The organism is Streptomyces lasiicapitis (assembly GCF_014646335.1).
GTDB lineage: Bacteria > Actinomycetota > Actinomycetes > Streptomycetales > Streptomycetaceae > Streptomyces > Streptomyces lasiicapitis.
The window spans coordinates 490,503-502,513 of the sequence record NZ_BMNG01000005.1; the positions used below are offsets into that span (position 1 = coordinate 490,503).

Below are 12,011 nucleotides of genomic sequence, written 5' to 3' on the forward strand. Positions count from 1 at the left end.
GCGTGGGCGAGCGCGAGCGTGGCGGTGTGCCGGTCGGCGGCGCCTCGGTGATCGGCGGTGGCCCGGGGGTTGGCGGCGGCCGAGTCGTGGCTGTGGGCGCGCCGGTCCGCGGGGGGCCGCCGATCCGAGGGGTGCGATGGGGGCTGTTCCGCCGAGGGCTGTTCCGCCGAGAGGCGACCCCGTGCGCGGCCTTCCGGGGCGGGATCAGGGGCGCCGCCATCAGGGCTGCGGTCAGGGCTGCGGTCAGGGGCGCCATCAGGGGCGCGGTCAGGGCCGCGATCAGGGGTGTGGTCAGGGGTGTTGCGGTCTTCTGCATGGCGGTCGATGGGGGCCATGACTTCATTTTCGTACAAACGTTCGATGAAGGGAAGGGGGGTGGCCCGGGGTGGCGCGTTGTGCGCGGACGGCGCCCCCTCAGTTCGTGGAGTTGCCGGAACGCTTCAGCCCGTGCGGCGTCTGGGCCGGACCACTGGAGTGGCGCCGACCAGGAACACTGCGGATGCAAAGCGTGTTTATCGACTTGTCCTCACGCTTGCGGGGGAATCGTGTCTTCCGGGGTGGTTCGGCGGGGATTCGGTGGGCAACTCTGGTCTCGCGACGTCGTGCAGATCCAAACCCGAGGCGGTCGGCCAACTGCCTTGGAGCAAGCGTTACTTGAGGCGTTCCCGGCTCCCTGCCGGTGCGTATCTCCCCGTCCTGGAGGAAATGACATGGCAAGCATCCGTACCGCCCGCGCCCTCGCCGCCGTCGCGGCCCTGCCCCTCGCCGCCGCGCTGTTCTCCGGTGTTGCGATGGCCGACAACGGCTCGTTCGCGGACAACGGATCCAACGCGGGTGTGGCTACGGTCGACGGCAGCGGCGTCGGCGACGACAACAACGGCAACTCGTCCACCACGCAGCAGCAGGCGGTCGGCAACGGCGCCTCGAACCAGAGCAACACCGCCCAGGTGAACGGTTCCGCGTTCACGGCGATCAACCAGGGCAACGCGAACGTCGCCGTGAACTTCAGCGAACTGTGGTGACCTCGGGCCTCGCCGGGGAGTGATCCTCGGGGGCCTGTTCAGTGGGGTGATGTGACGGCTGCGCGGCGGTGCCTGGGGCACTGCCGCGCAGCTGTGTTCGGGGTCGCGTCCACCCCCTACGGGTGCGGGCTTCGCCCCGGGGCCTTGACGCCGGTTCTGTTTCTGACCGACTGTTTCTGACGGACAGTCAGAAACCTTGCCGGTACGAGACGGAGAGGCCGCCCCCGTGCACCTCGCCCCCACCGAACGCCAGCACCGCCTGCGCGCCGAGCTGCGCGCGTACTTCCGCGAACTGCTGCCCGAAGGACCGCCCCCGGCCGACGACCAGGACGCACAGCGCCGGATCCTGCGCCGCATCGGCGCCGACGGGCTGCTCGGCCTCGGCTGGCCCGTCGCGTACGGCGGCCAGGGGCGCGGCCCCGACGAGCAGTTCGTGTTCTTCGACGAGGCGTACCGCGCGGGCGCGCCCGTGTCGATGGTCACGCTGAACACCGTCGGGCCGACCCTCATGAAGTACGGGACCGAGGAACAGAAGGCCTCCTTCCTGCCCGGCATCCTGCGCGGGGAAACCGTCTTCGCGATCGGTTACAGCGAGCCTTCCGCGGGCACGGATCTGGCTTCGTTGCGGACGCGGGCGGTACGGAAGGCGCGGGTCAAGGCCCAGGCCCAGGCGCCCGCACACGCCCAGGCGCCCGCGTCGGCGTACGGCGACGACTGGCTGATCGACGGGCAGAAGATCTTCACCTCCAACGCCCAGCACGCCGACTGGATCTGGCTCGCCTGCCGCACCGACCCGGACGCCCCCAAGCACCGCGGCATCTCGATCCTCCTCGTGCCGACCGACTCCCCCGGCTTCTCCTGGACCCCGATCGAGACCGTCGGCGGCCAGACCACGACGGCGACGTACTACGACGGCGTACGCGTGCCCGCGGGGAACCTCGTCGGCGAGGAGAACGGCGGCTGGGGCCTTATCACCGAGCAGCTCAACCACGAGCGGGTCGCGCTCGCCGCGATCGGCATGCAGGCCGAGGACTTCTACGCGGCCGCGCGCGCGGCGGCGTGCTCCCTCGATCCGGTGAGTGGCGAACGTCGGGTTGACGCTCCGTGGGTCCGTTTGAAACTGGCCGAAGCACATGCACGGCTCGCGGCAACGCGCCTGCTCAACTGGCGTTTGGTGGGCGATGTGGGGGCGGGCCGGCTGGCTCCCGGGGACGCGAGCGGCGTGAAGTTCGCGGGAACTGAATCGGCGGTCGAGGCGTACCGAATATGTCAGGAGATCGTGGGGGACGCGGGGTTCGTGCGGGCCGGTTCACCGGGGTCCCTGGGGTCGGGGACGGCCGGGGACGGGGAGCTGGAGCGGATGAACAGGGCGGCGCAGATCAACACCTTCGGGGGCGGGGTGAGCGAGGTGCAGCGGGAGATCGTGGCGACGATGCGGCTCGGGATGCGGAGGGGGCGGCGATGACGCGCGGACGCGGGGAGCCGGCCAGGTCGGCCGAGGCGACCGAGTCGGACGACCTGTACGAGAAGTTGAAGGCGTACGAGGGCAGAGCCGCCGCCGTCGCGGGGCGCGGCAAGGACCCGGTGAACGAGCCGATGATCAGGCACTGGTGCGAGGCGATGGGGGACACCGACGCGGCGTACACCGGGCCGGAGGCCGTCGCCCCGCCGACCATGCTCCAGGTGTGGACGATGGGCGGCCTCTCCGGGCACGGCCACAGCGGCCGCTCGGAGGCGTACGACGAACTGTTCGCCCTGCTCGACGACGCCGGGTACGCCTCGGTCGTGGCGACCGACTGCGAGCAGGAGTATCTGCGCCCGCTGCGCCCCGGCGACGGGATCACCTTCGACGCGGTGATCGAGTCGGTCTCCGAGCGCAAGACGACCAAGCTCGGTACGGGGTATTTCGTGACGACGCGGATGGACGTCCGCGCGGACGGCGAGCCGGCCGGGACGCACCGCTTCCGGATCCTCAAGTTCGCGCCCGCGCGGTCACGGCCTGCGGACACGCGTCCGCGCCCCACCGCCAAGCGGCCACGCCCCGTGATCAACAGGGACAACGCCGGGTTCTGGGACGGCGTGGCCGGACACCAACTGCTCATCCAGCGCTGCGGCGACTGCGCCCGCCCGCGCTTCCCCTGGCTGCCGGGCTGCAACGCCTGCGGCTCGCCGGAGTGGGAGGCGGTCGAGGCGAGCGGTGAGGGGACGGTCTATTCGTACGTCGTGATGCACCACCCGCCGTTCCCGGCGTTCGCCGTGTCCGATCACGCCGACGCGGCGGGACCGTACGCGGTGGTGCTCGTCGAGCTGGCGGAGGGTGTGCGCGTCATCAGCCAGGTGGTGGGGGTGCCGCCCGGCGAGGTGCGGATCGGGATGCCGGTGCGCCTTGAATTCCGGCGGGTGGACGAGGAGTTGGAGCTGCCGCTGTTCCGGCCGGTCGGCGCCGGTGTCCCAGGAGGGGTGCGCTGACATGGACTTCACGCCCACACCGGAACAGGCGGCCGCCCGCGACCTGGCCGCACGGATCTTCGGGGACCTGTCCACACCGGACCGCCTCGCGGCGGCGGGCACCGGGACGGACGCCGAGCTGTGGAAGGCGCTGTGCGCGGCGGGGCTGCCGGGCGCGGTGGAGGAGGTCGGGCTGCTCGGCCTGGTGCTGCTCCTTGAGGAGCAGGGCAGGACGACGGCGCAGGTGCCGTTCGCGGCGAGCTGTGTGTACGGACTGCTGGCGGTGACGGCGCACGGCTCGGCGGACCAGCGGGCGCGGCTGCTGCCGGGGCTGAGGGACGGGACGGAGGTGGCGACGGGGGCGTTCCCCGCGCGCGGGGGCCGGGTGCGGGCCGAGGGCGGGCGGCTGTGCGGGGCGGTGCCCTGGGTGCCGTGGCTGCGGGACGCCACGTTCGTCCTGGTCGCGGCGGCGTCGTCGTCGGAGGCGCGGGTCGGTGGTGCGGGACACAGCCTGTGGATGGTGCGGACGGCCGACGTGAACTGCGAGCCGGTGGAGCTGACGGCGCCCTGGCGGGCGGGCCGGCTTGAGTTGGACGGGGTGCGGGCGGAGCGGTTGGGGGGTGGGTACGAAGACGGGGTGCCGGAGGAGGCTTCTGCTGGGTCCGGGGTGCGGGAGGAGGCTTCTGCCGGGGCCGGGGTGCGGGACAAGGCTGCTCCCGGGTCCGCGTACGACGACGTGCTGGCCACCGCCCGTACGGCCTTCGCGGGACTTCAGGCCGGGGTCTGCGCGGGATCCCTGGCCCGAGCCGTCGCCCATACGAACGAGCGGGAGCAGTTCGGCCAGCCGCTCGCCGTGAAGCAGGCGGTCCAACTCCGCGCGGCGGACGCGTACATGGACACGGAGGCGATCCGCGTCACGGCGTACGAGGCGGCCTGGCGCCGCGACGCGGGGCTGCCCTACGACACGCACGCGCTGACGACCGCGTGGTGGGCCTCGGAGGCGGGCCGCCGCGTCGTGCACGCGGGCCAGCATCTGCACGGCGGCACGGGCGCGGACGTCGAGCACCCGGTGCACCGGCACTTCCTGTGGGGCCGACAACTGGACGCGTATCTGGGGTGCGGCGGCGAAGTCCTCGCCGAACTGGGCGACTTGATCGCGGCGCAGGAGGAGGCCGAATGAACGGAGGAGGAGTCCGAATGAGCGGCAACAACACCTCAGTGCTCCGCCCGGGAGACAACCTGCCGCCCCTGGAGATCCCCGTCACCCGCACTCTGATCGTCGCCGGGGCCATCGCCTCGCGGGACTACCAGGACGTGCACCACGACGCGGAGCTCGCCAAGGAGAAGGGCTCCCCCGACATCTTCATGAACATCCTCACGACGAACGGCCTCGTGGGGCGGTACATCACGGATCACCTCGGCCCGGGGGCCACCCTCCGGAAGGTGGCGATCCGGCTGGGGGCGCCCAACTACCCCGGGGACACGATGACGTTGACGGGGACGGTCGAGCAGGTCGAGCAGGTCGGTCGGGCCGGACCCGGCGGAGGCGCGGCGACAGTCACGGTCACCGTCAGGGTCGTCGGCGCCAACAGCATCGGCAAGCACGTGACCGGCACCGTCACGGCCACGGTGCCCGCGCGGGGAGGCCACATATGAGCGTACGAAGCAAAGACAGCCTGGGCGGAAAGGCGGCGATCGTCGGGATCGGCGCGACGGAGTTCTCCAAGGACTCCGGGCGCAGCGAGCTGAAGCTGGCCGTGGAGGCGGTGCGGTCCGCGCTGGACGACGCGGGCCTGCGCCCGGCCGACGTGGACGGCCTGGTCACGTTCACGATGGACACCAGCCCGGAGATCACGGTGGCGCAGGCGGCGGGCATGGGTGACCTGTCCTTCTTCTCCCGCGTGCACTACGGCGGCGGCGCGGCCTGCGCGACCGTGCAGCAGGCGGCGCTCGCGGTGGCGAGCGGGGTGGCCGAAGTGGTCGTCTGCTACCGCGCGTTCAACGAGCGCTCGGGTCGCCGCTTCGGCTCCGGGGTGCAGCGGCGCGAGCCGTCGGCGGAGGGCGCGGCGCTCGGCTGGGCGCTGCCGTTCGGGCTGCTCACGCCCGCGTCGTGGGTGGCGATGGCGGCCCAGCGCTATCTCCATGCGTACGGCCTGACACCGGAGGCGTTCGGCCATGTGTCGGTCACCGACCGGAAGTACGCGGCGACGAACCCGGCCGCGTACTTCTACGGCAAGCCCATCACCCTGGAGGAGCACGCCGCCTCGCGGTGGATCGTGGAGCCGCTGCGGCTCCTGGACTGCTGCCAGGAGACGGACGGCGGGCAGGCCGTCGTCGTGACGAGCGTGGAGCGCGCCCGTGACCTGCCGCGGCCGCCCGCCGTGATCGCCGCCGCGGCACAGGGCGCGGGCCGCGCGCAGGAGCAGATGACGAGCTTCTACCGCGACGACCTCACCGGGCTGCCCGAAATGGGCGTGGTGGCACGGCAGTTGTGGCGCACGTCCGGGCTCATGCCGGAGGACGTGGACGTGGGGATCCTCTATGACCACTTCACGCCGTTCGTGCTGATGCAGCTGGAGGAGTTCGGGTTCTGCGGTCCCGGTGAGGCGGCGGAGTTCGTCGCGAAGGAGCGGCTGCCGCTGAACACCCATGGCGGGCAGCTCGGGGAGGCGTATCTGCACGGGATGAACGGCGTGGCCGAGGCGGTCCGGCAGGTGCGGGGCACGGCGGTGAACCAGATACCGGGCGCCGCGCGCACCCTCGTCACGGCGGGCACCGGTGTCCCCACATCGGGGCTGATTCTGACGGCGGACGGCTGAACGCGGCGCGTCTCCCGCACGGGGCGGCGGAGCAGGGCCGTTCACTCGCTGTATGCGCCAACGAAATCTGCTCTTGGGACTCGCCCTCGCCCTCGGCCTGGCGACACTGGCCATGGACACCGACACGACCACGAACACGACCACGCAAGCCGACCCGCCACCGGGTGGCCCTTCGTCGCAGACCGAATCGGTCTGGGCCGACGCGAACGCCTTCGACCGCGCCGCGGACACCTACAACGGCCGCGCCTTCGACACCTGCCAGGCGCCGTCCGCCGACTCGATGCGGCGCTGGCTCGCGTCGGACTACGGCGCGGTGGGGGTGTACTTCGGCGGCCGCGGCCGGGCCTGTCCGAACCAGACGCACCTCAGCCGGGACTGGCTGCAGTCGGTCGACGAGATGGGCTGGGGGGTGCTTCCCGTGTACGTCGGCTCGCAGTCGCCGTGCGTCGTCGCGCGCAACAAGCAGCACGTCCGCATCGGGAGCGACCCCTGGAAGCAGGGCACACGGGAGGGCGGCGACGCGGTCGAGAAGGCGCAGGGACTCGGCATCGAGCCGGAGAGCCCGCTCTACCTGGACATGGAGTCCTACCGCCAGGAGCGCAAGGCGTGCGCGCGCGACACGCTCTCCTTCGTCCGGGCCTGGAACCGCGAAGTGCGCAGCCACGGCTACGTACCGGGCTTCTACAGCAGCGCGAATTCCGGCGTACGGCACATGGACCAGGCACGGCGTGAGGGTGTGAAGGACCTGCCGTCGGTGATGTGGTTCGCGCGCTGGAACACCGCGCCCGACACCGACGGCGAGCCCGCGCTCGGCCGCGACGCCTGGCAGCCCAACCGGCGCATCCACCAGTACGCGGGCAACGTCACGGAGCGCCACGGCGGCCGGACGATCACCATCGACCGCAACATGGTGGACGCACCGGTGGCGACGCTGGGCTAGCGGCGGGCCCCGATCCCGTACGCCCGCCGTCCGCCGGGCGCGTACGCCCCCGCCCTCCGACCCCGGCGGCCAGCCACTTTCGTACACCTCAGGGTTGAACCCGCAAGGGTCCGCCCCGCCTCCTCCACCTTCAGGAGGTGGGGCTGGCTCCCCTCGTACAACCTGAGGCGGACAACGCTTCGGGACCTGCGGCCGATCCGCTGCTGTAGGGGTCGCTTCTAGCGTGGAGCCATGACCGCATCCATGGTGACCGTGTGCACCAGCGCATCGAAGGCCGCGACGCGGACCACGAGTCCATCCGCCTACCCGTCGTTCGCTTCCTACGTCCGGGCCCGCCAGCTCGTGCTGCTGCGCACCGCCCGCTCGCTGACGGCGAACCCGAGCGATGCCGAGGACCTGCTGCAGACGGCGCTGACCAAGACGTATGTGGCCTGGGACCGGATCGAGGACCATCGGGCGCTCGACGGCTATGTGCGCCGGGCGCTCCTCAACACCCGTACGTCGCAGTGGCGCAAGCGCAAGGTCGACGAGTTCGCCTGCGACGAGCTGCCCGAACCCGAGACCGTGCCGGCCGGTGACCCGGCCGAGCAGCAGGCGCTGCACGACGCGATGTGGCGCGCGATCATGAAGCTGCCCGCGCGGCAGCGGGCGATGGTCGTCCTGCGGTATTACGAGGACCTGAGCGAGGCGCAGACGGCCGAGGTGCTCGGGGTCTCCATCGGTACCGTGAAGAGCGCGGTGTCGCGGGCGCTCGGCAAGCTCCGTGAGGACCCGGAGCTGACGCCGGTCCGCTGAGCGTCCGCTGTGCGCCGTCGGGCCATGGCCTGACAGGGCCACGCCACCGCGCACCCTCCTCCGCCGTGTCACTGCGGCTTTTTTCTCCTCACGTGCTCCCGCGGTAGTGACATACCGTGCGGTATGCGGCAAGAATCTGGGGCTACTGCCAGGTAGAGCGCCGGGAACGTCCGGACGCCTGTTGGCCACGCCGACCGGGAGGATGCCGTGCTGAGCACCATGCAGGACGTACCACTGACTGTGACCCGCATCCTTCATCACGGGACCACCGTGCACGGGGACGCGCAGGTCGTCACGTGGACCGGCGACGGCGCCCCGCAGCGCCGCAGCTTCCGGGACATCGGCGCGCGCACCGCCCAGCTCGCCCACGCCCTGCGCGAGGACCTCGGCGTCCAGGAGGACGAGCGCGTCGCCACGTTCATGTGGAACAACGCCGAGCACGTCGAGGCGTACTTCGCCGTGCCCTGTATGGGCGCCGTGCTGCACACGCTCAATCTGCGGCTCCCCGCGGACCAGCTCACCTGGATCGTCGGCCACGCCGCCGACCGCGTCGTCCTGATCAACGGATCGCTGCTCGGCCTGATCGCGCCGCTCCTCGACCGCATGCCCACCGTCGAGCACCTGGTCGTCTCCGGACCCGGCGACCGCTCCCTCCTGGAGGGCGTCCGCCCCCGCGTCCACGAGTACGAGGACCTCATCGCGGGCAAGCCCACCGGCTACGACTGGCCCGACCTGGACGAACGCCGTGCCGCCGCCATGTGCTACACCTCCGGCACCACCGGCGAACCCAAGGGCGTCGTCTACTCCCACCGCTCCATCTACCTGCACTCCATGCAGGTCAACATGGCCCAGTCGATGGGCCTCACGGACGCCGACCTCAGCCTCGTCGTCGTGCCGCAGTTCCACGTCAACGCCTGGGGCCTGCCGCACGCCACCTTCATGACCGGCGTCGGCATGCTGATGCCGGACCGCTTCCTGCAGCCCGCGCCGCTCGCCGAGATGATCGAGTCCGAGCGGCCCACGCACGCCGCGGCCGTGCCCACCATCTGGCAGGGACTGCTCGCCGAGCTCACCGCCAAGCCCCGCGACGTCAGCAGCCTCACCCAGGTCACCATCGGCGGCGCGGCCTGTCCGCCCTCCCTGATGGAGGCCTTCGACACCCTCGGCATGCGCGTCTGCCACGCCTGGGGCATGACCGAGACGTCCCCGCTCGGCACCGTCGCGCGGCCGCCCGCCCACGCGATCGGCACCGACGAGGAGTTCGCCTACCGCCTCACCCAGGGCCGCTTCCCCGCCGGCGTCGAGGCCCGCCTGGCCGGGCCCGACGGCGCCCACCTGCCCTGGGACGGCAAGTCCGCGGGCGAGCTCGAGGTGCGCGGCCCCTGGATCGCGGGCTCCTACTTCGGCGGCGTGGACGGCGAAGTCCTCAAGCCCGAGGACAAGTTCAGCCCCGACAGCTGGCTGCGGACCGGCGACGTGGGCGTCATCAGCGCCGACGGATTCCTGACCCTCACCGACCGCGCGAAGGACGTCATCAAGTCCGGCGGCGAGTGGATCTCGTCCGTCGAGCTGGAGAACGCGCTGATGTCCCACCCGGACGTCGCCGAGGCCGCCGTCGTCGCCGTTCCCGACGACAAATGGGGCGAACGCCCGCTCGCCACCGTCGTCCTCAAGGAGGACGCCACCGTCGACTACGCGGTCCTGCGTGACTTCCTCGCCACCCGCGTCGCCAAGTGGCAGCTCCCCGAGCGCTGGGCGCTCGTTCCCGCCGTCCCCAAGACCAGCGTCGGCAAGTTCGACAAGAAGGTGCTGCGCAGGCAGTACGCGGCGGGCGAGCTGGACGTCACGCAGCTCTGACGCGCGGTGCGGCGCCGGGCGCGGGCGGGGTACGCCGTATCCCGCCCCGTCGGCGTACCTCGCCCCGCCTGCGTACTCCGCCCCGTTGGCATCCGCCGCCTCACCGCCGTATTCGCCACCCCCGTACGACCGGGGACGTCGCGCCCCACCCCACGGTCAGGCAGCCCGCAGCCACCGCGCACACCCCGCCCCAGCCCCAGTGCGTGAACGCCGCGCCCGCGAGGGCCGAGGCGACGGCGCCGCCCGCGAAACCCGCCACCACGTAGGCGGTGTTGGCGACCGCCGGCGTGGAGGTGGTGGTCAGGGCCAGCGTCTGGTTGGCGATGTGGCTCGCGACCAGCGCCGCGTGCACGGCCACCGCCGCCGCGCACAGCGCCCACAGCCGCTCGCCGCCCAGCCAGAACAGCGGCACCGACACCGCCGCGAGCCCATAGGCCGACGCCACCACCTTGGCCGCGCCGAACCGGTCCACGAACCCGCCCGCGACCGGCGCCACCACGCTCGCCGCCAGGCCGAAGAGCCCGAACAGGCCGGCCGCGCCGGTCGTCAGGCCGTACCCGTCGCCGCCGTCGCCCGTGAGCAGGAGCGCGAGGGACGTCCACAGCGCGCTCCACGCCCCGTACATCCCGCCCTGCCGCACGCAGGCGCGGCGCAGCTCCGGTGACGACCTGACGACACGCGGGAGTTGGGCGAGGCCCGCGAACAGCGGGCCCGTGCGGCGGCGCTTCTCCTTGGGCAGGGCGGCCGCGGAGGCCAGGCCGAGCACCGCCGTGAGCGCGGCCGCGCCGAGGAAGACCGCGCGCCAGCCGAAGGCCTGCCCGGCGAGCCCGCCGACGACCCGGGCCGCGACGACGCCGGTGAAGAGACCGGCTATGACGGCCGCGACATGGCTGGCCCGCCGGTGCGCCGGCGCCCGCTCGGCGACGAGCGGCACGAGCAGCTGCGGCACGACCGTCGCCGCTGAGGCCACCAGGATCGCGGCTGCCAGCGCCGTGGTGCCGGATGCCGCCGCGCCCAGGGCAAGCGCGGCCGTCGTGGCCAGCGAGAGCGCGGCGACCAGGCGTCTGCGGTTCACGCGGTCGCCGAGCGGGGCGAAGAACAGCAGCCCGGCCGCGTACCCGAACTGGGCCACCGAGGCGATCCACGCGACACCCGACGGAGTCGAGCCGAAGTCCTTGGCCATGAGGGGGAGCAGGGGCGCGGCGACGTAGATGTTCGCCGCGGTGACCGCCGTACAGACGGCGATGAGCACGAGGAACAGGCGCGGGGGGAGTCCCGCGGCCGGGCCGGGCGGGCCCGACGAGCCCGCGTGCGCCGTCGTCCCGGTGGGCCCGGGCCGGTCCGTCAGGGCACCCGGCGGAGATGGTGTTGCTGAAGTCATGGGCGGCAGGGTTCCTTCGCGCTCTGTCTTGCAACCAACTGGTTGGTTGTAAAAAGTCTGAGGTCATGACCCGCCGACTGTCAAGCAACCAAATGGTTGGTTGGACGGCGAAGTCGCTTACGCTGTTCCCATGGCAGTGAGAGACCCCGAGGCCACCAGGGCCCGGATCTTCGACGCGGCGGTCGCGGAGTTCGCGCGGTTCGGCATCGCGGGCGCCCGCATCGACCGCATCGCGGGCGAGGCGAAGGCCAACAAGCAGCTCATCTACGCCTATTACGGCAACAAGGCCGAGCTCTTCGCCCAGGTCCTGGAGAAGAAGATGCTCGACCTGGCCGTCAGCGTGCCCGTCGATGCCGACGACATAGACGGCTGGATGGACCGGCTCATCGAGTACCACGCCACCCACCCCGAGGTGCTGCGCCTGCTCTTCTGGGAGGGCATCGAGTACGGCGGCACCGAGGAGCTGCCGCACGAGTACGAGCGCCAGGCGCACTACGACAGCAAGGTCGCCGCCTTCGAGGAGGCCCAGGCGCGGGGCGTCATCACGGACGCGATCCCGGCGACCGACCTGCTGTTCATGCTGGTCGCGCTGGCCGGCTGGGCGTCGGCGGTGCCGCAGATGAGGCGCGTCCTGGTGGGCGCGGGGGACGAGGACCGCGCACGCCTGCGCGCCTCGGTCCGCGCCGCGGCCCGCCGCCTCACGGCGCCGACCGATTGACCCTTCGGCACGTCGATTCGTACCGAGCTAC

The 12,011-nt window shown here is 72.1% G+C and carries 11 protein-coding genes; 10 read left to right on the forward strand and 1 reads right to left on the reverse strand.

Going from position 1 to position 12,011, the window contains the following annotated elements; all coding sequences use genetic code 11:
- Positions 1–710 precede the first annotated feature (710 nt).
- The 9 genes from IEY91_RS13850 to IEY91_RS13890 all read left to right on the forward strand — a co-directional run bounded on the left by IEY91_RS13850 (position 711) and on the right by IEY91_RS13890 (position 9,881).
- Positions 711–1,022 carry a hypothetical protein gene (locus IEY91_RS13850; protein ID WP_164323130.1) on the forward strand — a complete coding sequence of 104 codons (312 nt, stop codon included), beginning with the start codon at positions 711–713 and terminating at the stop codon, positions 1,020–1,022.
- 226 nt (positions 1,023–1,248) lie between these two features.
- Positions 1,249–2,487 carry an acyl-CoA dehydrogenase family protein gene (locus IEY91_RS13855; RefSeq protein ID WP_189174210.1) on the forward strand — a complete coding sequence of 413 codons (1,239 nt, stop codon included), beginning with the start codon at positions 1,249–1,251 and terminating at the stop codon, positions 2,485–2,487.
- A complete protein-coding gene (locus tag IEY91_RS13860; protein WP_189174145.1) occupies positions 2,484–3,491 on the forward strand; it encodes a bifunctional MaoC family dehydratase N-terminal/OB-fold nucleic acid binding domain-containing protein in 1,008 nt (335 codons plus the stop codon). Before IEY91_RS13855 ends, IEY91_RS13860 begins: the two co-directional genes overlap by 4 nt.
- A 1-nt stretch (position 3,492) precedes the next feature.
- Complete coding sequence (locus IEY91_RS13865; protein ID WP_189174146.1) at positions 3,493–4,650, forward strand: acyl-CoA dehydrogenase family protein; 1,158 nt, start codon at positions 3,493–3,495, stop codon at positions 4,648–4,650.
- 17 nt (positions 4,651–4,667) lie between these two features.
- The gene (locus IEY91_RS13870) at positions 4,668–5,126 is read left to right on the forward strand and encodes a MaoC/PaaZ C-terminal domain-containing protein (protein ID WP_164323135.1); all 459 of its coding nucleotides are present in this window, start codon (positions 4,668–4,670) and stop codon (positions 5,124–5,126) included.
- Positions 5,123–6,289 (forward strand): lipid-transfer protein, encoded by a 1,167-nt coding sequence (locus tag IEY91_RS13875; RefSeq protein WP_189174147.1) that lies wholly within the window; start codon positions 5,123–5,125, stop codon positions 6,287–6,289. The genes IEY91_RS13870 and IEY91_RS13875 overlap by 4 nt, the downstream gene beginning before the upstream one ends.
- 52 nt (positions 6,290–6,341) lie before the next feature.
- On the forward strand, positions 6,342–7,229 hold the full coding sequence (locus tag IEY91_RS13880; protein WP_189174148.1) for a DUF1906 domain-containing protein: 888 nt from the start codon (positions 6,342–6,344) through the stop codon (positions 7,227–7,229).
- Positions 7,230–7,460: 231 nt separating this feature from the next.
- Positions 7,461–8,024 (forward strand): SigE family RNA polymerase sigma factor, encoded by a 564-nt coding sequence (locus IEY91_RS13885; protein WP_372446974.1) that lies wholly within the window; start codon positions 7,461–7,463, stop codon positions 8,022–8,024.
- Between the two features lie 207 nt (positions 8,025–8,231).
- Positions 8,232–9,881, forward strand: coding sequence for a long-chain fatty acid--CoA ligase (locus IEY91_RS13890; RefSeq protein ID WP_189174149.1), 1,650 nt, complete (start codon positions 8,232–8,234; stop codon positions 9,879–9,881).
- A 100-nt stretch (positions 9,882–9,981) separates the two neighbouring features.
- Here the strand turns inward: IEY91_RS13890 and IEY91_RS13895 are convergent, their stop codons facing one another.
- Positions 9,982–11,262, reverse strand: a complete 1,281-nt coding sequence (locus IEY91_RS13895; protein WP_229696930.1) for an MFS transporter — start codon at positions 11,260–11,262, stop codon at positions 9,982–9,984.
- Between the two features lie 130 nt (positions 11,263–11,392).
- On the opposite strand from IEY91_RS13895, the gene IEY91_RS13900 reads away from it, so the two are divergent.
- Positions 11,393–11,980 carry a TetR/AcrR family transcriptional regulator gene (locus IEY91_RS13900; RefSeq protein ID WP_164323141.1) on the forward strand — a complete coding sequence of 196 codons (588 nt, stop codon included), beginning with the start codon at positions 11,393–11,395 and terminating at the stop codon, positions 11,978–11,980.
- Positions 11,981–12,011 lie beyond the last annotated feature (31 nt).

Excerpts from the sequence above, each read along its gene's own strand:
- IEY91_RS13895 (WP_229696930.1), bottom strand. The coding sequence starts at position 11,262 with ATGACTTCAGCAACACCATCTCCGCCGGGTGCCCTGACGGACCGGCCC.
- IEY91_RS13870 (WP_164323135.1), top strand. The coding sequence starts at position 4,668 with ATGAGCGGCAACAACACCTCAGTGCTCCGCCCGGGAGACAACCTGCCG.
- IEY91_RS13865 (WP_189174146.1), top strand. The coding sequence starts at position 3,493 with ATGGACTTCACGCCCACACCGGAACAGGCGGCCGCCCGCGACCTGGCC.
- IEY91_RS13860 (WP_189174145.1), top strand. The coding sequence starts at position 2,484 with ATGACGCGCGGACGCGGGGAGCCGGCCAGGTCGGCCGAGGCGACCGAG.
- IEY91_RS13850 (WP_164323130.1), top strand. The coding sequence starts at position 711 with ATGGCAAGCATCCGTACCGCCCGCGCCCTCGCCGCCGTCGCGGCCCTG.
- IEY91_RS13880 (WP_189174148.1), top strand. The coding sequence starts at position 6,342 with ATGCGCCAACGAAATCTGCTCTTGGGACTCGCCCTCGCCCTCGGCCTG.
- IEY91_RS13885 (WP_372446974.1), top strand. The coding sequence starts at position 7,461 with ATGACCGCATCCATGGTGACCGTGTGCACCAGCGCATCGAAGGCCGCG.
- IEY91_RS13900 (WP_164323141.1), top strand. The coding sequence starts at position 11,393 with ATGGCAGTGAGAGACCCCGAGGCCACCAGGGCCCGGATCTTCGACGCG.
- IEY91_RS13875 (WP_189174147.1), top strand. The coding sequence starts at position 5,123 with ATGAGCGTACGAAGCAAAGACAGCCTGGGCGGAAAGGCGGCGATCGTC.